This is a genomic window from Acinetobacter sp. 742879 (assembly GCF_000588535.1).
In the GTDB taxonomy this organism is placed as follows: domain Bacteria; phylum Pseudomonadota; class Gammaproteobacteria; order Pseudomonadales; family Moraxellaceae; genus Acinetobacter; species Acinetobacter pittii.
The window spans coordinates 111,711-136,828 of the sequence record NZ_JFYC01000008.1 but is presented as its reverse complement, the minus strand read 5'-3'; the positions used below and the strand labels follow the sequence as shown (position 1 = coordinate 136,828).

General features: G+C 40.7%; 21 protein-coding genes. 11 read left to right on the top strand and 10 right to left on the bottom strand.

From position 1 onward, the window contains the following. Positions 1 to 137: 137 nt before the first annotated feature. Positions 138 to 1,133, bottom strand: a complete 996-nt coding sequence (gene add / locus J690_RS15825) for an adenosine deaminase (protein WP_032036862.1) — start codon at positions 1,131 to 1,133, stop codon at positions 138 to 140. A 400-nt stretch (positions 1,134 to 1,533) separates the two neighbouring features. Here add and J690_RS15820 point away from each other — a divergent pair, with 400 nt between their 5' ends. Then, positions 1,534 to 2,709, top strand: coding sequence for a zinc-binding dehydrogenase (locus J690_RS15820; protein WP_032004334.1), 1,176 nt, complete (start codon positions 1,534 to 1,536; stop codon positions 2,707 to 2,709). A 105-nt stretch (positions 2,710 to 2,814) separates the two neighbouring features. Here the strand turns inward: J690_RS15820 and J690_RS15815 are convergent, their stop codons facing one another. Continuing rightward, entirely contained in the window at positions 2,815 to 3,762 is a 948-nt protein-coding gene (locus tag J690_RS15815) for a LysR substrate-binding domain-containing protein (RefSeq protein ID WP_032007294.1), read from the bottom strand. A 245-nt stretch (positions 3,763 to 4,007) separates the two neighbouring features. On the opposite strand from J690_RS15815, the gene J690_RS15810 reads away from it, so the two are divergent. The 3 genes from J690_RS15810 (at position 4,008) to J690_RS15800 (ending at position 8,060) form a co-directional block, all read left to right on the top strand. Beyond that, complete coding sequence (locus J690_RS15810) at positions 4,008 to 5,228, top strand: acyl-CoA dehydrogenase (RefSeq protein ID WP_032036860.1); 1,221 nt, start codon at positions 4,008 to 4,010, stop codon at positions 5,226 to 5,228. A gap of 227 nt (positions 5,229 to 5,455) precedes the next feature. After that, positions 5,456 to 6,778 (top strand): MFS transporter, encoded by a 1,323-nt coding sequence (locus J690_RS15805; protein WP_032036859.1) that lies wholly within the window; start codon positions 5,456 to 5,458, stop codon positions 6,776 to 6,778. A 52-nt stretch (positions 6,779 to 6,830) separates the two neighbouring features. Then, the gene (locus J690_RS15800) at positions 6,831 to 8,060 is read left to right on the top strand and encodes a CaiB/BaiF CoA transferase family protein (protein WP_032036858.1); all 1,230 of its coding nucleotides are present in this window, start codon (positions 6,831 to 6,833) and stop codon (positions 8,058 to 8,060) included. Between the two features lie 85 nt (positions 8,061 to 8,145). Here the strand turns inward: J690_RS15800 and J690_RS15795 are convergent, their stop codons facing one another. Further along, positions 8,146 to 8,805 (bottom strand): VOC family protein, encoded by a 660-nt coding sequence (locus J690_RS15795; protein WP_032036857.1) that lies wholly within the window; start codon positions 8,803 to 8,805, stop codon positions 8,146 to 8,148. 14 nt (positions 8,806 to 8,819) lie between these two features. After that, positions 8,820 to 9,368, bottom strand: coding sequence for a TetR/AcrR family transcriptional regulator (locus J690_RS15790; protein ID WP_032036856.1), 549 nt, complete (start codon positions 9,366 to 9,368; stop codon positions 8,820 to 8,822). Between the two features lie 97 nt (positions 9,369 to 9,465). Here J690_RS15790 and J690_RS15785 point away from each other — a divergent pair, with 97 nt between their 5' ends. Beyond that, positions 9,466 to 9,999 (top strand): HPP family protein, encoded by a 534-nt coding sequence (locus J690_RS15785; protein WP_032036855.1) that lies wholly within the window; start codon positions 9,466 to 9,468, stop codon positions 9,997 to 9,999. 77 nt (positions 10,000 to 10,076) lie between these two features. Here J690_RS15785 and tcuB read toward each other — a convergent pair whose 3' ends face one another. From tcuB to J690_RS15755, 6 genes are all read right to left on the bottom strand, one after another. Next, positions 10,077 to 11,210 (bottom strand): tricarballylate utilization 4Fe-4S protein TcuB, encoded by a 1,134-nt coding sequence (gene tcuB / locus J690_RS15780; RefSeq protein WP_032036854.1) that lies wholly within the window; start codon positions 11,208 to 11,210, stop codon positions 10,077 to 10,079. Beyond that, entirely contained in the window at positions 11,200 to 12,606 is a 1,407-nt protein-coding gene (gene tcuA, locus J690_RS15775) for an FAD-dependent tricarballylate dehydrogenase TcuA (protein ID WP_032036853.1), read from the bottom strand. The genes tcuB and tcuA overlap by 11 nt, the downstream gene beginning before the upstream one ends. Before the next feature lie 103 nt (positions 12,607 to 12,709). Next, a complete protein-coding gene (locus tag J690_RS15770) occupies positions 12,710 to 13,639 on the bottom strand; it encodes a LysR family transcriptional regulator (RefSeq protein ID WP_032036852.1) in 930 nt (309 codons plus the stop codon). A gap of 132 nt (positions 13,640 to 13,771) precedes the next feature. Further along, positions 13,772 to 14,566: a substrate-binding domain-containing protein gene (locus tag J690_RS15765; RefSeq protein ID WP_032036850.1), complete on the bottom strand. Its 795-nt coding sequence runs from the start codon at positions 14,564 to 14,566 to the stop codon at positions 13,772 to 13,774. Positions 14,567 to 14,657: 91 nt separating this feature from the next. After that, positions 14,658 to 15,968, bottom strand: a complete 1,311-nt coding sequence (gene tcuC / locus J690_RS15760; RefSeq protein ID WP_002115892.1) for an MFS transporter — start codon at positions 15,966 to 15,968, stop codon at positions 14,658 to 14,660. A 277-nt stretch (positions 15,969 to 16,245) separates the two neighbouring features. Next, positions 16,246 to 17,175 (bottom strand): LysR family transcriptional regulator, encoded by a 930-nt coding sequence (locus J690_RS15755; RefSeq protein ID WP_032036848.1) that lies wholly within the window; start codon positions 17,173 to 17,175, stop codon positions 16,246 to 16,248. Between the two features lie 793 nt (positions 17,176 to 17,968). On the opposite strand from J690_RS15755, the gene J690_RS15750 reads away from it, so the two are divergent. The 6 genes from J690_RS15750 (at position 17,969) to J690_RS15725 (ending at position 25,077) form a co-directional block, all read left to right on the top strand. Further along, a complete protein-coding gene (locus J690_RS15750) occupies positions 17,969 to 19,021 on the top strand; it encodes a Bug family tripartite tricarboxylate transporter substrate binding protein (RefSeq protein ID WP_005071167.1) in 1,053 nt (350 codons plus the stop codon). A 54-nt stretch (positions 19,022 to 19,075) separates the two neighbouring features. After that, the gene (locus J690_RS15745) at positions 19,076 to 19,522 is read left to right on the top strand and encodes a tripartite tricarboxylate transporter TctB family protein (protein WP_081405190.1); all 447 of its coding nucleotides are present in this window, start codon (positions 19,076 to 19,078) and stop codon (positions 19,520 to 19,522) included. Between the two features lie 12 nt (positions 19,523 to 19,534). Next, positions 19,535 to 21,034, top strand: coding sequence for a tripartite tricarboxylate transporter permease (locus J690_RS15740; protein ID WP_000382837.1), 1,500 nt, complete (start codon positions 19,535 to 19,537; stop codon positions 21,032 to 21,034). A gap of 49 nt (positions 21,035 to 21,083) precedes the next feature. Further along, positions 21,084 to 22,130, top strand: coding sequence for an AbrB family transcriptional regulator (locus J690_RS15735; protein ID WP_032036843.1), 1,047 nt, complete (start codon positions 21,084 to 21,086; stop codon positions 22,128 to 22,130). Between the two features lie 160 nt (positions 22,131 to 22,290). Then, positions 22,291 to 23,676 carry an outer membrane protein transport protein gene (locus tag J690_RS15730; protein WP_032036842.1) on the top strand — a complete coding sequence of 462 codons (1,386 nt, stop codon included), beginning with the start codon at positions 22,291 to 22,293 and terminating at the stop codon, positions 23,674 to 23,676. Between the two features lie 33 nt (positions 23,677 to 23,709). Then, positions 23,710 to 25,077: an amidohydrolase gene (locus J690_RS15725; protein WP_032036841.1), complete on the top strand. Its 1,368-nt coding sequence runs from the start codon at positions 23,710 to 23,712 to the stop codon at positions 25,075 to 25,077. Positions 25,078 to 25,118: the final 41 nt, after the last annotated feature.

The window sequence follows — 25,118 nt, the reverse complement described above, 5'->3', positions numbered from 1 at the left end:
GGTTTTTTTGTTTTCTAGTTCGAAATTTTAATTCATACATACTCCAATCTTTGAACTTCTTTATATAAGCTCTGTTCTCTGTTCTCTGTTCTCTGTTCTCTGTTCTCTGTTCTCTGTTCTCTGTTCTCTGTTCTCTGTTATTGATATTTCTGCCTTAACTCATCTTTTTCTTGATCTGATAGAAATGCGATTTTTAGGCCGTTTTCTTGAGCTGTATAAATTTGCTCAGGGCTTAAACCCGCTAATGGGGCGGCAGTTAAATATTCATGCTGTATTTCAATGCCTTCTACCGCTGGGTCATCCGTATTAATGGTAGCAAGCACACCATGTTCTAAAAAAGTCTTTAATGGGTGCTCTGCTAAAGAAGGCACTGTGTTGGTTTGAATATTTGAGGTAAGGCAAGATTCAATACCAATCTCATGTTTAGCTAAATAATCTAAAAGTTTTAAATCTTGAACTGCTTTAACGCCATGTCCAATTCGTTCGGTACCTAATTCTTCAATAGCTTGCCAAATACTTTCTGGGCCAGCAGCTTCACCTGCATGTACCGTAATGTGCCAACCTGCATCACGCGCTTTTTTAAAGTGATCAATAAATAAATTGCCCGGGAAACCAAGTTCATCTCCAGCAAGATCCAGTGCTTTAATATCATTTTTATGGGCGAGTAGGGCATTTAATTCTTTTTCGCAGGCTTCTTGACCAAAAGTACGACTCATAATGCCGATTAAATTCGCTTTTACTCCGTAAGCTTGACTACCTTCTTTTACTCCAGCAATCACAGCTTCAACAACTCCCTCAAGGGAGAGTTGATGTGTCATGCCCATATAACCCGGTGAAAAACGCAGTTCTACATAGTCTAGGCCTTGCTGTGCTGCATCCTGCATATTTTCAAAAGCAATACGTTTGCAGGCATCTAAACTTGCTAATACTTTTACGCCCCAATCGAGCTTAGATAAAAAACTTAATAAGTCAGGTTGGTTATCCATTACTTGTACATGCGGGCGTAAAGATTCAATGTCGTAGGCAGGTAAATCTAAATGGTATTGTTGCCCCAAGTCTAAAATAGTTTGAATGCGGATGTTGCCATCAAGATGGCGGTGTATATCTGTAAGCGGAAGCGTTTTTGTAATCATAAATTTCTTCTTTTCTGTTTGCATCAATTCATCATGCCTGTTTAGTTGCGCTGATAAAAGTTTGGATTTGCTATGTTTTTGTGAAAAGCGTTGAGTTGAGTTTTTTGAACTTACTATATTTGTATAAGTTTTAATTTTGATGACATTGTTCTGGCCTAAGAAGATAACTCAGTCTGTGTAAGATACAAGCATCAAGATTTTTATTGTTTTTAATTTCGCTGAGCCTGTTTAGTTGACTCTTCAAGAGTGGATTGGCTGAAGAATGGTCATTTGTATTTTGCCTTTTACTTGTAAAGATGAATAAAGGCTTGCTAAAGACCAAACTGATAAAGCGATTAATTTATCTGTAGAAATCTATTTCTGGCAAGTAAATGAAAAAGAAGAAATAGGAAGCGCTCAAATGAAGTCGGTACTTTGTCATCAAGCAAAATTACAAGTGGTGGACCAACCGAAATTAACGCCTGCAAAAGGACAGGTATTATTAGAAGTGGTGCGATGTGGGATCTGTGGTTCAGATTTACATATGCAGCACCACTGCGACCACATGCATGATTTGGCTGCACGTGTCGGGTTTAATGGTTTAGCCAAGTCTACAGATCCGTTTGTATTGGGACATGAATTTTGTGGCAAGGTTTTAGACTATGGTCCAAAAACACGTCATAAATTTAAAGCCGATACCCTTGTTTGCGCAATGCCGCTTTTAAATGTAGATCAGCATGGTTATTTATCTACAGGGCTTTCTCCAAATGCTTCGGGCGGTTATGCCGAGCAAGTATTGGCCCAATCAAGCTTGATGTTTGAAGTACCCAACGGTCTAGATGCAGATAGTGCTGCCATGACTGAACCTATGGCGGTTGCATTGCATGCTGTTCGCCGTAGCCGTGTGAAAACTGGTGAACCTGCGATTGTGATTGGCTGTGGTCCTGTCGGGCTAGGTGTTATATTAATGCTTAAAGCGGCTGGAGTTAAAACTGTAGTTGCTAGTGACTTTTCACCAAATCGCCGTAAGCTTGCCGAGCAATGTGGTGCGGATATTGTGGTAGACCCTAAAGAGACATCACCATTTGCCAACTGGAAAGAGTTTGGTTTGCTTGGCAATGTTTCTGATGCAATTAACATGGGTATGGGGCTGTTTGATAAGTTACAAGCGACTCGCTTACCGTGGTGGCATGGATGGCGCATGATTGATAAATTGGGAGCTCTGCCAAAACGCCCTGTTATTTTTGAGTGTGTCGGTGTACCGGGTGTTTTGCAGCAAATTATTGAAGGGGCGCCTTTGTTTTCCCGAATTGTTGGGGTAGGCGTATGCATGCAAAGTGACAAAATAGAACCCGCACTTGCGATTAATAAAGAGTTAGAAATTCAGTTTGTGTTGGGCTATACACCGCTTGAGTTTCGAGATGCGCTACATATGATTGCAGAAGGTAAAGTAAACTGTTCACCGCTAATTACAGGTGTTGTTGGCCTAGAAGGTGTTACGAGTGCATTTGAGGCATTACGTGACCCCGAACAGCATGCAAAAATCTTAATTGATCCGAAACGTAGCGGTTCAGATATTCAATTAATGAGTCATTAATTCCAAAGTCATTTATGCTTAACTAAAAAGATTGTGATCTCATTAATCACAATCTTTTTTTATTTTTATAGATCGCAATATGTGGCACAAATCAAAGTTGCTGAGCTAATGCGTATTGGTCTTTAGTTGTTCTAGTTCTTGGTAAATCCACTCAACAAATTTTTGAATAGTCGGTGAGATGTCTTGGCTCGAATGAATAAGGTAATACTTTCGGCTACCTTTTAATTTTTTATTGGAAACAATCACCAGTTCCTTTTTTTGTAGTTCAGACTCAATCAACATTTGCGGAATTAGAGCCATTCCCATGTCATGACTGGCAGCAACCGCAAGCATTGAAAATAACTCATGGCGTTGTCCATCAAAAGGCTTCGGGTGTTGCATCTGATGGGTTAGAAACCATTCTTGCCAAATGCTAGGCCGAGTGGTTTGTTGAAGTAGGGGGATTTTCAGTAAATCTTCAGAGCTTAAATCATAGGTATTTTCATTGATCATGACTGCATCTGGAAAATACTTTTCGATGAGTCTCGGCGAGCACACGGGTACAATTTCTTCATCCATTAAATAATGTGCTTGTATGCCGGGCCAGTGATCAATTTGCTGCTGCGTACCTGCAAAAATAGCAGCGTCAAAAATATTGTCATTAAATAAAAAGGGCTTGGTACTGGTTTCTAAGTGAACCGTAATTTCAGGGTGTTTTTGATTTAAAAGATGGAGCTTGGGTAACAACCAGCGCGTTGCAAAGGTAGGTACTACACCTAACTTTAGTGTGCCACCTAAACCTTTATGAGAAATCACATCGGCTGTACATTTCTCTAGTCCTAACAAGTAAGGTTTAATGCTTTTAAAATACTGCTGACCTGCAATGGTGAGTTCAACACCATGCCGAGTACGTATAAAGAGTTCAACACCCAAGAAATCTTCTAACTGCTGAATTTGGCGAGAGACCGCGCTTTGGGTAATACATAACTCTTGCGCAGCATAGGTATAACTTAGATGTTTTGCTGCACTTTCAAAGCAAATCAGGCCCTGAATAGACGGGATACTTCTTCGCATAAATAAATCCTTTTATTTGTCGTCATATTTCAAAACAGCATATGACATACATGCAGATATCCTAGTTTAGTATAAAAATGAGCCATTTTTAATTAAATACAACGAATTAAATATCTAAATTTAATGCATCTTATTTTAAATATGCGTAAGTCGCATATCTGCATGAACATTTATCGTTTGATTACTGCATTTTTCACGCATAACATCGAGTTAAATAAAGAAGATCAAATCAAGCAGAGGATGCGATGAATCACATGGTGACAACAAAAAAAGCAAAAGTTCAATTTAACTGGCAAGACCCATTTTTAATTGAGCAACAGCTTACCGAAGATGAGCGCATGATTCGTGATGCTGCTCATGCCTATTGCCAAGAACGCCTGCAACCCCGTGTACTTGAACAATTTCGTCATGAAACAACAGATCCATCTATTTTTCGTGAAATGGGAGAGCTCGGCTTACTGGGGCCAACCATTTCTGAGCAATATGGCGGCGCGGGTTTGAACTATGTGAGTTACGGTTTGGTTGCACGTGAAATTGAATATGTCGATTCGGGTTACCGCTCTATGGCGAGCGTGCAAAGCTCATTGGTCATGGTTCCGATTCATGAATTTGGTACCGAAGAGCAAAAGCAAAAGTATTTACCTAAACTAGCTACGGGTGAATATATTGGTTGTTTTGGTTTGACAGAACCTGATCATGGCTCAGACCCGGGCAGTATGATTACCCGTGCTAAAAAAGTTGATGGTGGTTACCGTTTGACTGGCGCAAAAATGTGGATTACCAATAGTCCAATTGCCGATGTATTTGTCGTTTGGGCAAAAGAAGTTTCTGCTGAAGGCAATGTCGGTGATATTCGCGGCTTTATTTTAGAAAAGGGCTGGGAAGGTCTATCTGCACCTGCCATTCATGGCAAGGTTGGTTTACGTGCATCGATTACAGGTGAAATCGTGATGGATAACGTATTTGTACCTGAAGAGAATGCGTTCCCTGAAATTCGAGGTTTAAAAGGCCCATTTACCTGTCTAAATAGCGCCCGTTATGGTATTGCATGGGGCGCAATGGGTGCTGCCGAGTTCTGCTGGCATACTGCACATCAATACACCATGGACCGTAAACAATTTGGTCGTCCGTTGGCTGCAAATCAGTTGATTCAAAAGAAACTCGCAGATATGCAAACTGAAATTGCTTTGGGTTTGCAAGTAGCGTTACGTTTTGGCCGTATGAAAGATGAAGGTATTGCGTCAGTTGAGGGTACATCCCTAATTAAGCGTAATAACTGTGGAAAGGCGCTTGATATCGCTCGTATGGCGCGCGACATGATGGGTGGAAATGGTATTAGTGACGAGTTTGGCGTAGCACGTCATTTGGTTAACCTTGAAGTCGTAAATACCTATGAAGGCACACATGACGTTCATGCCTTAATTCTAGGTCGTGCACAAACAGGCATAGCCGCATTTAGTAACTAACTCATTAATTTTTAAAAGATAGAGGTGTTCTTTCGGGAGCACCTTTAGGGATTTTTACGCAAAAATTTATGGAAAATGACAAGATTCATCGTAAGGATACTCATGTGAAGATGTACCTCTGTGTACTTAAATTTGAAAGTAAGTTGATGAAAAGTATAGAAGATTAAGTCATACAGAAAACATAAGTAAGCTACCGATGACTCATTTGGGAAAATGAGGAACTAAAGATGAACAATGACGTTCAAGTAATATCGAAAGAATTAAGAAATACATTTCCAAGTAACCTTGGGACATACGAAAGGATTGGACCTCATACATGGAAATGGGCGTTGTTATTTGCCTATTTTGCAATGGTGGTCGATGGCATTGATATTATGCTGCTGTCTTATAGCTTGACCAGCTTAAAGGCAGAGTTTGGTTTAAGTACCTTTCAGGCTGGTGCATTAGGCAGTGCTTCTTTGGCAGGTATGGGTATTGGCGGTATTTTGGGTGGCTGGGCATGTGACAAGTTTGGTCGTGTAAGAACCATTGCTAACTCGGTGACTTTTTTTTCGGTAGCGACCTGTTTATTAGGCTTTACGCAAAGCTTCGAGCAATTTATGGCTTTACGTTTTATTGGTGCTTTGGGAATCGGAGCACTCTATATGGCCTGTAATACCTTAATGGCTGAATATGTGCCGACCACTTACCGTACAACGGTATTGGGTACATTACAGACTGGTCAGACCGTAGGTTATATTGCTGCGACGCTATTAGCTGGCGCAATTATTCCAGATCATGGCTGGCGTGTTTTATTTTTCCTGACTGTAGTACCTGCTTTTGTTAATATTTTCCTACAACGATTTGTGCCAGAGCCAAAATCTTGGCAGCTCACCAAAATTGAAAGCTTGCAAGGCAATAGACAACCTAAAGAAAAAGTGGTGGCTGAAAAGCCGAAAAGTAGCAGTATCTACAAACAAATCTTTAATAATTTTAAGCACCGTAAAATGTTTCTGTTGTGGATGACCACAGCATTCTTCTTACAGTTTGGTTATTACGGCATTAACAACTGGATGCCAAGTTATTTAGAAACAGAAGTGCATATGAACTTTAAAAACTTAACCAGTTATATGGTGGGTTCATACACTGCAATGATTTTAGGCAAAATTTTAGCAGGTTATCTTGCTGACAAATTTAACCGTCGTGCTGTTTTTGTGTTTGGAACAATTGCCAGCGCTGTGTTCTTGCCAATCATTATTTTCTTCAATACCCCTGACAATATTTTGTATTTATTAATCACTTTTGGCTTCTTATATGGCATTCCATACGGTGTGAACGCGACTTATATGGCTGAAAGTTTTTCAACCGATGTGCGCGGAACAGCCATTGGCGGTGCTTATAACATTGGTCGTGTTGGGGCAGCGATTGCCCCAGCCACGATTGGATTCTTAGCGTCGGGCGGTACGTTTACCATGGCCTTTATTGTGATGGGTGCTGCGTATTTTGTTGCGGGTGTATTGCCGGGTCTATTTATTAAAGATCGTCAGTACGATCCACAAAGACAATCATAAACAATGACAAGAAGGTGCGTTGAGTACCTTCTAAAAAGATAAGGGTATCGTTATGGGTGCATTACAAGGAATTCGGGTTTTAGATTTAAGTCGTGTGCTTGCTGGGCCGTGGTGTGGGCAAATCTTGGCAGACCTTGGCGCAGAAGTGATTAAAATTGAACGTCCTCGAGTAGGTGATGATACCCGTATGTGGGGTCCACCATGGATGCCCGATCAAGATGGAAACATGACCCGTGAGTCTGGTTATTTCCAGTGTACCAACCGTAATAAATATTCGGTTGCGGTAGACATAACCACACCCGAAGGTCAGGCCTTAATTTATGAAATTGCCAAGACTGCCGATGTCGTGATTGAAAATTATAAGACAGGGTCTTTGGCTAAATATGGCTTGGACTACACGTCATTAAGTGAGTTGAACCCGAACATTGTTTATTGCTCGATTACTGGTTTTGGGCAAGATGGCCCACGTGCAGAAGAACCCGGTTATGATTTTATTATTCAGGGTATGTCTGGCTTAATGAGCATTACTGGCGAGCCTGATGATGTGGCAGGTGGTGGTGCGCAAAAGGTTGGTGTGGCTGTGGTAGATATTCAAACTGGATTGTATTCCACCATTGCTATTCAAGCGGCACTGATTGCACGCTCACACACAGGACGCGGTCAGTATATTGATATGTCACTCCTTGATGTGCAGGTCGCGGCACTGGCAAATCAGGGAATGAACTATTTAGCTTCGGGTAAAGCCCCACAGCGCATGGGTAATCAACACCCAAGTATTGTGCCGTATCAAACTTTTAAGGCTAAAGATAAAGAATTTATTATTGCTTGTGGTAACGATAAACAGTTTAAAGATTTGTGTATTGCGATTGGTTATCCAGAGTTGCTCGAAAATGAAAAGTTTGTGCGCAACCAAGACCGCGTAAAATATCGAAATGAACTGATTCCTTTATTGTCCGAGCACTTTTTGCAAAAGACTGCTAGAGAATGGGGTGATATGATTCATGCGTTAAAAGTACCCGTAGGTGTTATCAACTCTATTGAAGATGCTTTGGCTGAACCGCAAATCGTCCATCGCAATTTGGTAGTGAATATTCCTCATCGTTTAAATGAAAACTTCCAAACGATTGGCTCACCAATCAAGCTGTCTGATACTCCAGTTGAATATCATCATGCGCCGCCAGAACTTGGTGAACATACTGCTCAAATCTTATCGAGATTTAAAACAGTAGAGGAGCTGGCTACGTTAAAAGAGAAAGGCATTATTGATGGGAAAATTGCTTAAGCTATTGCCGTTTTTAATGTGATTCAATTTAAATAAAACTGTGATTTGCCATAAATCACAGTTTTTTTATTAAAAAGTAAGAGCTTTAATATTTAAAAATAAGCGGCAGCTCTGGTCTGAAATCATGAGTCACTCCTTGAGACTCATGTTCAAAACTAATTTCCATTAAATGCTCCGTTCCATCAGTCACTTCAAAATCATCAAGTGTATTAAACAATAAAGAAGTAGGATGCTGTTCAAGGTTTGGAATAGAAACCTTAATTGCGGTGATTTCTGATAAATCTTTGCTATGAACAAGTGGTTGTTGTTTTTCTTTTGCAGCAAGGTCTGGTCGTGAAGCAAATGAAAGGAAGAACCACATCGGTTCAGATACAACAGAATCTTTGGCAACATTTACTTCTAAGCTGGCTGGTAAATAGCTTGGCTTGTAAACCCAATGAGGAAATTTTGCACCGTTATCATCTTTATTTTTAGGGCGAAAACAAATACCAAAAGGGGACGCGATATTATTTTGAGTACTTAGTCGCTCAAAAAGCAGAGTAGGTTTTGTGAGATCACTTGAGGCTTCTTCTGGATTATTTAAAAAGATTAATTCGATAAAACTGTTTTTAAAGAAAAAGCGTCTGTTTTCGGTACCTTGACCCGGGTGCTTGTTGGATGAACCTTCTGTTAGACCGAATTTTTTTAAAGTTTCAGCTTCGGGAGCGCCTGATTGTACACAAATAAAAATATGGTCCACTTCCATTTTAAGTTCTCATGTTAATTTTGATGAATATTAAATAATTGATTAATAGAATTTTTCATGTTTGTCGCAAGTGTTTCATCGAAACCATCGACTAAAAAGCGGCTAATGAGCCCTTCAATCACCGTATAGATCAGCTCAGATAAAGCTTCACCATTTGGCATATTACAGTTTGCGGCTATGAGTTCTTTAATCCATTGTTTATGGGCTTTAGAAATAGAAATAATGTCTTGATCATCTTGGTTAGATTCAGCGACAGCTCTTACAAATAAACAGCCCTTAAAAAAATCTTGTCTAAACCAGTTAGTGTGCCAATCCAGAATTTTATTGATGGCCTCTAACCCTGTTGCATCTCCCACATAGCCCAAAAGGCTTTGCTTGAATCGCTCATCACGTGCAACGAGCACAGACTTAACCAGTTGATTTTTATTTTTATAGTACGTGTACATGGTGGTTTTAGAGCAGCCAGATTCATCCCGAATCAGGTCAACGCCAACCCCGACAAAACTATTTTCATTAAATAACTTCTCGGCTGTATCTAATATTTTTAAGGCAGATTTTGACATGTGTCTTTTCCAAAAAATAAAATAGTACAGATCTGTACTATTTGAAATTTTATATATATGCTTTTTAAAAAGCAATGTCTGTTTAAGGAATAAAACCATGTTCTCGATCTTTTATGGCAAAGAAAAACTGGCTCCATCGCCCAATAAAATTGATATTTTAAGAAGCCTTGTTGGGGGGACGCTCAGTATTTTTATACTTCTGTGGTTGAGTAAGCTCACACACAATATCTTTATCATGGCGCCGTTTGGTGCGACCTGTGTATTGCTCTATACCGTGTCTCAGTCACCTTTGGCACAGCCGAGAAATATTATATTTGGACATCTTATTTCGGCTTTTGTAGGTTTGTTTTTTCTAAAATTTGTCGGCGTTTCCATTTTTACAATTGCTTTTTCCGTGGGCTGTGCCATTGCGCTCATGCAGGTTTTTAAATGTGTTCATCCACCTGCTGGGGCCAATCCTTTGGTTATTTTACTCACCGCAAGCAGCATACATTACCAGTGGAGTTTCTTAGTTTTTCCTGTTTTGGTTGGTGCAGTGTCTTTAGTTTTAGTGGCGATGCTCATTAATAATATTAAAGCGAGTACGAAGTGGCCAATGTATGGCTTGGGAATTTTAAACAGTAAAAAGTAGGGATGGCATGAAGTATTTTGAGCTTAAAATAATGAAAGTATTCACTATGCCAAGATAGTGAATACTTTTAGATGAAATTATGACTTCTTCGAAATACGTTCTTCGATGGCGAATTTGAGTAAAGAAGCACTGCGGTAAAAGCCATGTGCGAACTTACCAAATGGCATGGTAATAAAGAACGTCATGACAGTAGCTAAATGGAAAATCAGTAAAAGTGCCATGTAAGGGGTATTACGAAATGCCATGAGCGCTAGCCCTGAAGCGCTAACGATAAGTAGAAGGAAAATAAAGCCTCGATCTACAGGTTTTTGCTCACGGTCACCATGCAACGGATGACGTTTAAGATTTAAATAAAGCAAGCCAGCAGGCCCGACAACTAAGCCAATTCCACCTAAAGTGCCTAAAATCACAGGCAAGCTTAGGTAAGGATAAGGTGCATGTAGGTCAAGAAAATAGTGATATAAAGTCGCTACACCTGTAGCTGCAAAGCAGAGCATAAAGCCATAAAAAGTTAGGTGATGGAACACACGGCGGATTTGTGTATAACGATCATCTTGCTCATTACAGCCTTTGCCATGACCGCCATCTAAATATTTAAGTGTTAATACGTTTTGGGTGGCTTGAACCAGATCGGGTTTCTCAACTTTGCCATGAATGACTTTAGAAGTTTGTCGCCAGAATTTGCTAATTCCAATGCCGAGCAGAACAATCGCAACTGTAAAGGTCGCTCCAAACAATAGGGCTAAAAAGTTATGCGGGAAAATCGCATAGAAATTACCTTGATAGCCTGCAAACAGGTCGGTGCCTTTCCACCACACCACGGCTAACATGCAAAAAAAGAAAATAAGTGTTAAAGCCGAGACAAAAGGAATACCTACAGACTTATAAAGTCGACCTAAAGGCTGAGGGGTCGCAAATTCTTGGTAAGTTTCTAAACGTACTTGTGCCATCGCTTTTGGAATGTTTACGCCAAACTCATGCGGTGGGGCATATTGGCAAGCGTGTAAACACGCACCACAGTTATGGCACAGGTTTGCGAGGTAATGAATATCGGCTTGGTTAAACTCAAGGCGTTTGGTCATGGCCGCAAATACAGCGCAAAATGACTCACAATAGCGACAAGCATTACAAATCTGTAGTGCTCTTTGAACTTCTTGCTCATGGTCAGAGAGCTGAACAACTGGAATTAGGGCTTTGCTATTAGCATTCATGTTCAACTCCTTGTGAAAGTGCATAGTGGGCGGCATTTTTTCCGGCAATTCGCCCAAATGTCGTTCCGATTGACATACCAACGCCTGCGGTATAACCCTGACCAAGTACGTTACCTGCCATCATTTCACCTGCGACAAACAGGTTGCTGCTTGGCTTATTGTTAAAACGCACAGCAGCATCGTCTTCTACTTTTAAGCCTAAATAGGTAAAGGTAATGCCGGGCTTAAGGGCATAGGCATAGAAGGGTGGCTGGTCGAGAGGAACGGCCCAGTGGGTTTTGTTGGGAACAATATTTTCGGTGGTGCAGTCATCTAAAACGGTATGGTTAAAGGTGCCTTGCACACAGGCTTGATTAAATTCTTCTACGGTATGGCATAAGGTTTTGACATCTAGCCCGATTTTTTCGGCTAACTCATGAATGCTATTTGCTTTTACGCCAGCAAATACAGGTGGCATAAAGCGACCAATCGCTTTTGAATCAATAATCGAATAAGCAATTTGCTGTGGCTGTTTGGCAACAAGACGGCCCCAAATCGCATAACGTTTTGGCCAGAAGTCTTCGCCTTCATCATAAAAACGTTCAGCTTTGTTATTGACCACAATTCCCAAGGAAACGCAGTCAATACGAGTACAAATACCACCGTCATATAACGGTGCTCTTGCGTCTACAGCGACGCAATGCGATTGTGATGGGTCACCAATAATATCGGCGCCTTGATCTATCATAAATTTAAGCAAATTGCCTTGATTAAAGCGGGTACCACGAATAATGAAGTTATCGGCAGGCCATTCGCCATTTTCATTTTGTCCCCATGCTTCTCTTAACCATTCCAAATTTGACTCAAAACCACCTGCGGCCAATACACAGCTTTTGGCTTTAAACACACGGCCATCTTCAGCAATTGCAGCTTCAAAATGTCCTTGGTTTAACTTTAGATCTTTAATTTTTGTGTTGTATAAAATTTCGATGCCAAGTTCTTGGGCACTACGGTAATACGCATTAATGAGGGCTTTACCACCACCCATAAAAAACGCATTGGTACGTGCAACATGCAAAGCACCCGATAGCGGCGGCTGAAAATTCACCCCATGTTTACGCATCCAGTCACGACAAGTCGCCGTGCTACGAATGACCAGACGGGCTAAGTGCTCATTGGTTTTGCCCGCAGTCACTTTAAGTAGGTCTTGCCAATATTCTTCTTCGGGATAGGCATCGACCAATACATCTTGAGGAGCATCATGCATGCAGCGAAGGTTACGAGTGTGTTGTGAGTTACCACCACGCCATTCTTTAGGTGCTGCTTCTAGCACAAGCACAGAAGCGCCACTCTCTTTTGCCGTGAGCGCGGCACACAGTGCGGCATTCCCACCACCAATTACAATCACATCATGCATGGATTTCTCCCTTTCTCAGCTAGGGCTAATGTAGCTTTAAAAGGAAAGGTGAAGTGAGAGGCTAAGCTTGAATGGGTGTTTAGTAAAAATAAACACTAAGCGCTTAAGTATTTATGAGTTCCGCACCGGGCCAGCGCTTTTCATTAATCAAGTTGCTTACACAGGCGCGAATCACTACTTTGGTGGCTAAAGTAGCAGGTGAGATTTCTTCTTCAGAGAGGCTAATTAAATAGTTAATGCGTTCAATTGCAGGTTCTACAATGCGCAGTAAACATAGGTCTTGCCGTGAGTTTAACGATGCACCCGCAGGTTGGATGGTTGCCATTTCGAGTTGGCTAATGCTTTCCATTAACAAATGCAGCCCATCAATTTCATAGGCCACTTTAAGCTGATGAATTTTCTGTTCGAGCAATAAACGCAGTCCATGTCGTTGACTTGGTAAAATCAGAGGAAGTTCTTTAAGCTGCGAATGATTAATTGTCTGAGTGTCGATACAGCTTTCAAGCCCGTACTGACTCAGCACATCTTTAGGCGAGATTAAAAACATCTGTTCTTTGACTAAAGGCTGTATAGCCCACTGTGGGTCAACATCATCACTAAAGATGATGGCAACATCGAGCTGCCTTGCATTAACCAAGGCTTTGAGGTCACCCGATAAGCCCTCGATTAAACGGACTTTAATGTCGGGGTAACGGTTTCTCATGAGTTTTAAAAAGTGTGTGCCAATAACTGCTGCAACACTCGGCGAAAAACCGACGGTGACGTGGCCACTTAAACGTGAAGAATGCGCAGAGTCTACGGCATGGTCTAGGTGTCTAAGTGCCAGTTGCACTTGTTGAAAAAAAGCTAAGCCCGCAGGGGTGGGAACCGTACCCAAAGCGGTACGTTGTAAAAGGCGAATAGAAAGCTCGCTTTCTAATTTTGAGATTTGCTGGCTTAATGCAGAAGTTCCAATATCGAGATTTTTTGCAGCTTTACCCAAGCTTCCTGACTCGATCACTGCAATAAAATACTTTAATTGTTTCAGTTCCACGGCAAATACTACATTAACCTTTATGGATTAATTCTACACTGGTTTGTCGCTATAGTTTTTACTCTATTGCTTTGAGTAAACTGGCAATAGAGTAAAGGCAACATCACCTCAAGATGTTGCCTTTTAGAGCTTTTATTCTTTAACCTGCTCAAGACCCTGTTCTTCAATAATTTGTGTTGCTTGTGGCGATTTCACAAATTTAATTAACTCTTTTGCGACTTTTGCATGTTCCGAGTTTTTACCAATGCCTGCCGCAAATACCGTCACTTTTTGATAAGGTGCAGGGATTGGACCGACTAATTCAACTTGACCATATTTGCCAGTAAAAGGTTTGATTTCACTAATTTGCTGGAAACCAATATCAAACTGGCCTTCGGCGATACGTTTTGCAACACGGTCACCAACTACTTTTTCTGCCTTACTCGAAATTACTTTGTACTCGACAGGCGGGAAGCTTGGGAAAACATCTTTTTCAAGATGCGTACCGCTCGCACTTGCTGAATAGCCGATGTGCTTGGCATTTAATAAAACTTTTTCAAATTTTTCTGCAGAACTGATATCTGGTTTTGGTGCACCTTTAGGCACAGCCATACCAATGCTTGAATTCACTAATGCACTTTGTGAATTTGGGTCTACATAACCCTTTTCTGCAAGTTTGTTCAGTTCAGGAGCTGCTAACACCACCACATCAAAACGTTCACCACGATCGAGTCGATTTGGAATTGCAGTCGGTGATGCACCCATTGATGAACCAGACGAGAGATGCACGGTATGGCCTGTTTGTTTTTCAAATAATGGAATGAGTTTTTCCATAGATGAATAAAAACCACCTGAGCTAATTACTTCTATAGTATCTGCGTTAGCAAGAGTTGAGCCTAAGCCAGCACCAGCTAGGCAAATGGTCATGAAGATAGGGGACTTTTTCATAGTATCTCGCTTTAATGACAGGAGAACACAGTACGGAGACGTAAGATCTGCCGTACTGTTCATTAAAATTTCAGGTTAAGTAGTTGTTGTTTTAAGCGCTAATTTTTGCAGGTTCAGCAATCGCATCAGTATTTTTCTGTTTAGAACCGCGGCATAGATACAAGCTTGAGATAAGGCTACAGACCGCAGCAAGCATGAGCCAGAAAGCAGGGGTACTTGGATTGCCTGTGTTTTCGACAAGGAAGGTACAAGCCATTGGGGTCATACCACCAAAAATAGCGGCTGCAAGGCTGAACGCTAAAGAGAAACCAACTGTACGCACACGTTTCGGCATCACTTCTGCAAGTGTTGCGACCATGGTTCCGTTGTACATACCAAAGAAGAATGAGAAGTAAGCAAGCGTAATTAGAAGGTTTGAGAAACTAATGTTGCTCACTAACCAACTTAAAACTGGATAACTTGTAAAGAGAGCAAGTGTGGTAATACCGACTAGTACTGGACGGCGACCAATTTTGTCTGAAAGCAAACCACCCATTGGTAACCAGAAGAAATTAGACAAACCAACAAACACTGTTGCTAAAAGGCTATCTGTTACTGACATTTCTAAAGTACGTTTTGCATACACTGTGGTGTAAACCGTAATAAAGTAGAAAGTGGTCGTCGTCATGGCACTCATCATCATACCTGCAAGTACGATGCGCCAGTTGGTTGCCAGTGTGCTAAAAATTTCTTTTGTTGAAGGATGGGTCTTTTGCGATTTAAAGTCTTCAGTTTCCTCTAAAGTACGACGGAACAAGAAGATTAAAGGAATAATCAAACAACCGATTAAGAACGGAATACGCCAGCCCCATTCACCCACTTGAGCCGTAGTTAAGATGGTGTTGAGCCAGTAGCCAAGTAATGCGGCAAACACAACAGCAACTTGTTGGCTGCCAGACTGCCAGCTTGTGATAAATCCGCGATTTTTATCCGTTGCAATCTCTGCTAGATAAATAGAAACACCGCCAGATTCAACACCTGCCGAGAAGCCTTGTAATAGACGTCCAATCACCACCAAAATCGGCGCAATAATACCTATGGTTTCATAACCTGGTACAAAGGTAATTAAGATGGTTCCGATGGCCATAAGACTTAAAGTAACAATAAGACCCTTACGTCGACCAACTCTGTCGACATAAGCGCCCAAGAAAATAGCGCCGAGAGGACGCATCAGAAAACCCGCAGCAAATACGGTAAATGTCATCATTAAAGAGACATATTCATTTTCAGAGTGGAAAAATTTTGCCGCGATATAAGTGGCATAGAAACCAAAAAGAAAAAAGTCGTACTGCTCTAAAAAGTTGCCACTCGTTACATTTAATATTTTTTTAAAAGTAGCCCTACGGTTATTCACGACATCCATTGGAGACCTCCTTGGCCTGACAAAATGGAAACATTCACGATTTTCGAGGCTGGACCTAAATTGATTCAATCAATAAATCTAAAGAGCAAATGGGTTAGAGATGAGATTTAGCGAGGTCCTTTGCAGAAAATGTGATGCCTTGTTTCCAGTTCAAACTACACATCTATATTTCGATAAGCGGAAAACCACTTATCATTCGGACGAAAATGTAATCTCAAAAAGCAGGAGGGAGTGAGAGGGCAAAATTAATTAGGTATTTAATAAAATTAATGACTCTTTATAAAATAATTTCAGAACATGGCCAAATCTGGTTTTGAATCAAATCTTTCACGCAAGCCCTAATGGCTGACTTTGCGGCAAGTGCAGCAGGTGATAATTCTTCTTCGGCAAGGCTTACCAAGTAATTGATTCGTTCAACTTCAGGGTCTACTAACTTGAGTAATTGAAGCTTATGTTTGTACTCTTGTAGACAAGCGCTACCTGGGCGGACACTGGCAAGGTCGAGGTGAATTAGACTGTCCATGAGTAAGTGTAGGCCATCAATCTCATAGACGACATTAAGCTGACCAATCTTGTGCTCAAGCAACTTTCTTAAGCTATGGCGCTGACGTGGTAGTACTAAAGGAAGGTCTCCAATTTGTTGAGACTGAATCACACCACTTTTGATGCAATCGGCAAGACCATATTCTTCTAGCACTTCCTTGCGTGCCATTAAATACATTTGCTCGCGTACCAAAGGCTGTATTGACCACTGTTTATCAATTTCATTGGTAAAAATAATCGCGATATCGAGCTGACGCGAGTTAATAGATTGAATCAGATTACCTGATAGCGTTTCCACAATCTCTAAACGAATGTCTGGGTAACGTTCAGACATTAGTTTCATTAAAGGGATACCAATCAAAGCAGTAATCGTCGGTGGAAAGCCAAGGCTGACATGTCCAGATAGTCGTGCAGAATGAGCAGCATCTACCGCGAAGTTCACTTGACGTAAAATAAGTTGAGAATGTTTTAAAAAGGCGAGACCTGCTGGAGTAGGGGTTACACCAAAGGCATTACGCTGTAATAGGCGAATGCTTAGCTCTTGTTCTAATTTACTAATTTGCTGGCTAATAGCAGAAGCACCCACATCGAGTTTTTGGGCAGCTTTACCAATACTACCTGCTTCAACCACAGTTAAAAAATATTTTATTTGTTTGATTTCCATAATAAATGTGTTCGCTCATCATCCTTGATTTAATTTGTACAGATATGAAGGATTGGGAAATCTATCATGCGCTTTAATATTAACAGCAATCCATAAAAAAGATCTTCAATTTGATATTCTAAAAATAATAAAACGATCTTTTTCAACTTTAATATTAAAATTTTTCCTCTAAGTTTTATTTATTATTACGATAAATTGACCCTTAAATTTTTAGTCTTTCACATTCCCTTTTCTTAGAATTTTAACCTATTTAATTTTACTAATGCCCCCTTTAATTTATTGGTATCACGATGTTTTCTTGATCTGTGCTTTAATCTTTTCAAATGAAAAAAGGAGCACATTAAATGCATGATGCATTAGAAAATATGATGGATTTTCAAATTATGAAGAAGAGTAACTGATTCAATAACTATTGGAAAAATATATGAGTATTTAGCTCATTTGATCAGAAGGGAAGATTGGGTAAACAGTTTTATTTATTTGAATATTAACGTTACCCATAGCATGGATATGCAAAAGACAACTCAATAGATTACGTTTTTACTATCTTATTGTTATTCATCAGTATTATTTAACCGAAGCATTTTTAGATATTTTTGCAAAGGTTTTAATTCTCATTATAAAACTGGTGATTATCCTAACGTTCCCTCTCCTTAGCTATTTCTTTCAGTCGATTGATTCGTAATTTTTATAGTAACGCTGCATTACTGAAGTTCGCTGTGAAAAAGCGCATTTCAAAACATAAGACCAAAACTAAAAACCGATAAGCATGATCGTGCCAAGGAGGTCGATTATGGAGATTGGTAAAAATCAAAATATGAATAGAGCAAAACGTTATAAGGATGTATGTAACATGAAAAATTTAACTTTACTCGCATTAACATGCGTCAGTGTGACAATGGCTGGGTGTGGTTCAGGAAATGCTTCTAAAGAGGCGGGTCAGCCAAAACGCCCAGAATGTATAGCCCCAGCCAAGCCGGGTGGTGGGTTTGATATGACCTGTAAATTGATTCAATCTGGCTTTAAACAAACAGACCAGCTCAAAGATCCAATACGTGTAACCTATATGCCGGGTGGGGTAGGTGCCGTAGCCTATAACAAAATCGTAAACAGTGATCCTGCGAATAATAATGCCGTGGTTGCATTTTCCACTGGTTCACTCTTGAACTTAGCACAAGGAAAATTCGGACACTTCACTGAAAAAGATGTGAAATGGTTGTCTGGGGTCGCCGTCGATTATGGTTTGGTTTCGGTACATAAAGACTCACCATTGAAAAACCTTGATGACTTGATGAAAGCACTCCGAGAAAACCCAAAAGCACTTAGCTTTGGTGGTGCCGGAAGTGTGGGTGGTCAAGACTGGATGCAAACAGCAATGTTGGCAAAAAAAGCAGGTATTAGTCCTGCCGATTTAAGATTTGTTGCACTTGAAGGCGGTGGGGAGGTGCTAACTTCATTATTGGGGCAGCATATTCAAGTTGGGGTAGGCAATATTAGTGAAGTGAGTTCATACCTAGAGTCTGGTGATATTCGGGTTTTGGCGGTTTTTGCTAACAAGCGTTTAGACGGGAAGTTCTCAAAATTACCTACTGCAAAAGAGCAAGGCTATGACATTGAGTGGCCAGTCATCCGTGGTTTCTATATGGGACCAAAGGTCAGTGATGAAGCCTATGGTTGGTGGAAAAATGCCTTCGATAAAATGATGGCTAACCAGAAATTTGATGCAGTCCGTGAAAATCAGGATCTACTCCCATTTCAGCTGACAGGTGAAGAACTCAAAGCTTATGTTTATAAACAGACCGCGGAAATGCGGCAGTTATCGCAAGAATATAAATTATCACAATAACAAATCGGCTGGGTTGAGAAGCTATTTTTCAGCTCAGTTTTTTTCTGAGGATAGATGATGAAATCTGAACGGATTCTTACCGCCATTATTACGGTTTGTGGGTTATTTTTGTTGATTTATGCGAGCAATTTTGAAGCCCCAATTTCCTACGATCCAGTGGGCCCTAAAGCTTTTCCTATTTTATTAATGGGCTTAATTACAGCGAGTGCAGCGTATCTCACTATTCGACCGGCCATTATGTTTGAACCCGTAGAATTGGGATGGACAAAACATCTACTTGTTAAGTTAGTGTTGTGTGTGGTGGCTTTAACGCTATACGCATTAGTTTTTGAATGGCTCGGCTTTATTGTTGCAACCCTGTTGATGACCATTGCAGTGGGCAAACTTTTCCATGGCAAAACCATACCGGTTTTGGTGACAGGTTTGGTACTTAGCATGAGTACCTACTATATGTTTGACCGTTTCTTGGATGTGCCATTACCACTTGGATTTTTTGGTTAAGGATGACCCGATATGGATGTATTAAGTTTTTTAATGATGGGGTTTGAGGTTGCTTTACAACCACAGAATCTTTTAATTGCTTTGATTGGCGCATTTATTGGAACGATTGTTGGCTTATTACCGGGTTTAGGTCCAATTAATGGGGTGGCAATTTTATTGCCGTTTGCTTACGCTTTGGGTTTACCCGTAGATAGTGCCTTGATTTTATTGGCAGCAGTTTATTTGGGCTGTGAATATGGCGGACGTATTTCAGCGATTCTGTTAAACGTACCCGGAGATGCTGGGGCTATTATGACCACCTTAGATGGTTATCCATTGGCACAGCAAGGAAAGGCAGGAATCGCATTGTCTTTGTCATCGGTCAGTTCCTTTGTTGGGAGTACTGTTGCCTTTATTGGGATTGTGTTGTTTGCTCCTATACTGGCGAAATGGGCAATTGCGTTTGGACCTGCTGAATATTTTGCTTTGATGGTCTTTGCAATTGTTTGTTTAACTGGTCTGGTCAGTACGCAGCCTTTTAAAACCTTAATTATGGCACTTATGGGCCTAGCACTTTCAACTGTGGGAATGGATGCAATTACAGGGGTATATCGCTTTACCTTTAACAGTGTCGGTTTAAGTGACGGTATTGCTTTTACTACTTTGGTTATTGGCCTATTTAGTGTAAGCGAAATCCTATTAATGCTCGAACGTACGACAATTGGTCAAGTTGCCTTAAAACAAGGAAAGCGTTCTCTTTTTAATCTTAAAGAGTTCTTTTTCTCGTTAGTTGCTATTATTCGCAGTTCAGTGATTGGTTTCTTCTTGGGTATTCTTCCAGGAGCAGGTGCAACCGTTGCAAGTGCGATGGCCTATACCACTGAGCGAAAAATGGCAAAGGACAGTAGTAAGTTTGGTAAAGGTGACTTACGTGGGCTTGCTGCACCAGAAAGTGCGAATAACGCAGCTGCTTGTGGTTCATTTGTACCTATGTTGACACTCGGTGTGCCGGGCTCGGGGACGACTGCGGTCATGATGGGCGCCTTGCTTATGTACAACATCGCACCAGGTCCACAGTTATTTGTTCAGCAACCTGTATTGGTGTGGTCGCTGATTGCATCGCTTATGGTGGGTAATATCATTCTGTTGGTATTAAACTTGCCATTGGTAGGCTTCTTTGCCCGCATGCTGAGTATTCCTAATTACATTCTGATTCCGATCATCGCAAGTGTGAGTTTTGTTGGTGTGTATGCTATTCATAGCAATATCTTTGACTTGCTGTTATGTATGGGCTTAGGTGTATGTGGATATATTCTCAGAAAATTTGATTTTCCTTTAGCACCACTGATTCTTGGTTTTGTACTTGGCGAATTAATGGAATCGAATCTGCGCCGTGCACTTTCAATTTCTCAAGGGGAACTTGATGTCTTATGGAGCAGTAACATTAGTATAGGACTTTGGATCATGTCAGGATTATTATTGATCTTGCCGATCGTTCGTAAATACTTGTTTATCAAAAAGCAACAAGCTTAATAGGATAGCAATAATAGTCAGCATTGGTTGGCTATTATTGCTCTGAATTATGGAAAAAATAAGCTCAAATCTCAAAGGATTAGCAATTGCTCTGGTCGGAGCTTTAATTGCCAAATATTTGCATATTCCCTTGCCTTGGTTGCTTGGACCTCTATTGACGGCTTTATTGTTCGGTAGTGTTGGTCATCCACTTGCCTGTGATCCCCAGTGGCGACGCATAGGACAGGTCATTATTGGTATGGCTTTAGGCCTATACTTTTCACCAGCTTTAGTACAGGCAGTGGCAGCATATTGGGGCTTTATCCTCATAGGTTTGGCATGGTCACTTGTGTTGGGTACGTTGCTAGCTGGATTGCAATATCGAGTTAATGCTTTGGATTGGGCAACTGCATGGTTTTCATCTGCGATTGGTAGCGCCAGTGAAATGGTGAATATTGCAGAGCGACACCAAGCTCAAGTCGATAAAGTCGTTGCCGCTCATAGCCTAAGAATTGTGGTTTTGGTTGTGCTGGTTCCAATTTTTATGGAGCTTTATTTTCATGTCGAATGGACTGGTTTAAAGATACCAGTGTCGGATCAATTTAGCTTTTTTCAGGTTGTATTGCTGTTTTGTCTAGCTCTGTTTGTGGGTAAGGTTTTTCAATTTTTTAATCTTTTGAATGCTTGGATTTTGGGGCCACTCGCCATTATCGGGTTATTGTCATTTTGTGGAATACTTCAGATGAAATTGCCTGAATGGTTTACTGCCTTTGGTCAAGTCTGTATTGGTTGGTCACTAGGTAGCAAATTTCCATTTAGCTTTTTAAGAAAGAATAAAAAATTTATTGGAATCACACTGATATTCAATTTACTGGCTTTAGTGTTATCGATCAGCGTTGCTTTATTACTGGTCAATTTAAGTCATACAGAAAAACAAATCTTGATTTTAGGCCTTTCACCCGGAGGCATCGCAGAAATGTCACTGATGGCTAAAGCTCTCGGACTCGCAGTACCCATTGTTGTTTCCTTTCAACTCTCAAGATTAATTTTCGTAATTCTCACTACACGCTTTTTTTATCAATACAGTCTGCAATTATTTTTTAAATCTAAAAAGTAAGAGCTTTTTAATATAAAAACTTTGTTGTGTTTGCTGCTACACAAACGATAACTTTTCAATATGGCATCTACGGTCAAATCATTGGCGTTTGGAGCTAAGCAGAAGCATTCAAATCTACATAAAGTGAGGAATCAAAATAAAAAATATCCAGGATGGATCCATGAGTTTTGTTGTGAATAAAAAAATATTGATCTTAGGAATAACTTCAATTTGCACAAGCACCTTACATGCGGCTGCATTTGATAAAACAGGGCAGTCTGTAGCGGCATTTCTACAACCGGGCAATTATTTTGAAGCAAGTTTAGGAATCACAGATGCCGATTTAAGTGGTGTAGAGTCGGGCACAAACCCGTCACATCATTCAATTTCAGATATAGCCAACACCGATTATCGACCTACCGCAGCGTTAAAACTACAGTTAGCACCGCAGTATTCATTTGGCTTGCTTTATGATCAACCATTTGGTGCCGACACAGAATATTCAGGCCTAAATGGCTTCGTCGCAATGCCAAAAGACACGGTTATGTTGCCCGGCATTACAACAGCAGGACTTGCCAATGCTACTTCTGGTCAGGCTCCTACAGGAAATGCAAAATCAGAATTTGATATACAAAATTTAAGCTTTATTTTGGGGTATCAACCCACAAAAAACTGGAATCTTTATGCGGGGCCAGTCTATCAAACCTTTAAAAGTCAGGTTGAATTAAGGGGTAATGTATTTAGTCTTTACAACGGCTATGACTTTCACACCAAAACTGTAGGTGACTTGGGATGGTTAGCAGGGCTTGCCTACCAGATTCCAGAAAAAGCTGTGAAAGTCTCATTAACCTACCGTTCAGCCATTACTCACAAACTAAACGCGACTGAAAATGCCCCACTCATTGAGATGTTAAGCACTCAACAAGGTCGTGATTTAGTTAATCAGCATCTAGACTACATGATTTCTATTGGTCAGATGACTCCACAAAAGAAAGCTTACTTAAATCAGATTATTGCCAATTTGCCAGAACAAGAAGATACAGGTACAACAAAATTTAAATCTCCTGATTCAGTGAATTTGGAGTTTCAGACCGGACTTCGTCAGGGAACGTTACTGTTTGGTAGTTTACGCTGGGTAAATTGGAGTGATCTTGCTTTGCAACCTTATCGCTTCGGTGAGATCTCAAAAGTTGTTGGCGTACTATCAACGCCAAGCCGTCCGGAAGGTTTTAATTTGGTTCGTTATTATGACGACCAATGGTCTTTAAATTTAGGGGTTGGACAACGCTTTTCACCTAAATGGTTAGGTTCTGTGTCGGTTGGATGGGACTCGGGAGCAGGTGATAAAGTGTCAACGGGTGGCCCAACCAAGGGATATTACAACTTGGGCTTGGGTGCTCAATATAGCCCGACATCGCAATACTTTATTTCTGGTGGCGTGAAGTATTACTGGTTAGGCGATGCAAAAGCTCAGCTTGGTGCACAGGCGGGGAGTGACTATTATGTAGGTGAGTTTAAGGATAACCACTCAGTCAGCTATGGCTTAAAAATTGGATATAAATTTTAAAATTAAATCAGTCATTTATAAGGTTTTAATTACATGAATAAAATCATTAAAAACAGCCTATTTTTAGGATTATCGACTTTCATTGCAGGTTATGGAACTCTCCTTCATGCGGAAGCAAGTCCAACAACTTTGCCGGCGGTTTCGCAAAAAGCGTTAACCATTATTGATGGGCAAACAGGGTGGTTAAATAAGGTCTATAAAGACATTCATGAACATCCTGAACTTGGGTTTATGGAAACGCGTACTTCAGCAATTGTTGCCAAAGAACTTAAGTCACTAGGTTTTGACGTTAAAACGGGAATAGCTAAAACAGGCGTGGTTGGCATTTTAAAAAATGGTGAAGGGCCAACAGTCATGTACCGTGCCGATATGGATGCCAACACTGTTGAAGAAGCGACTGGTTTACCATACGCGAGTAAAGTGCGTGTAAAACTTGATGATGGAACTGAAACACCTGTAGCACATATGTGCGGTCATGATGCACATGTGACATGGATGCTCAGCATGGCAAAAACATTAGTCGCTTTAAAAAAGGAATGGAGCGGAACTATTATTTTAGTCGCGCAACCTGCCGAAGAGCCGATCACAGGTGCAAAAGCTATGGTGACCGATGGCTTATGGACAAAATATAACTTACCAAAACCTGATTATTTCTTTGCAGTGCATACCACACCTGCACCTGTGGGCGTGGTCATCAATGCACCGGGGCCACGTATGGCGGGAACCGATCAGCTTGATGTTTTATTTAAAGGTGTGGGTGGGCATGGTTCACTACCAATGCTCACCAAAAACCCAATTAGCATGGCGGCCAATGCAGTAAATCAATATCAAACCATTATGGGTAACGCAGTTGATCCGCAACAAGCGGCAGTGTTATCAATTGGCTCAATCCAAGCTGGAAATTCGAATAACGTGATTCCTTCTACAGCATTGGTCAAAATGAACTTGCGCTGGTTTGATCCTAAAGTGCGTGAAACCATGTTAAATAACATTAAGTCTATGAGTGAAGGCGCGTCTCAAATGCAGGGGATGGGTAAAGACCAAATGCCGACCTTTACTTTTAAAGGTTCAAGCACACCTGTAATTAACAATAAAGAATTTTCGGCACGATTAAATGGGCCTTTAAAGGCACTATTAGGCGATAAACATGTTCTAACTGAGTATCCTGCGGTTATGGGGTCAGAAGATGTTCATCATTTGTTAGGCGACCAAAAAGACATTCCTTTTAACTTTATGTTTATTGGTGTGGCAGACCCAGTTGTGTTTGCAAATGCAGTCAAACAAGGCAAACCTGTGCCTTATATTCCACATAGTCCAAACTACATTGTTGACTTAAAAGCTTTACCAGTGGGAGCCAAAGTCACTACAGTTTCGATGCTAGAACTACTTACTAAAAAATAAGTTATTCATAAAAAAAAGATGCACTTATATGCATCTTTTTT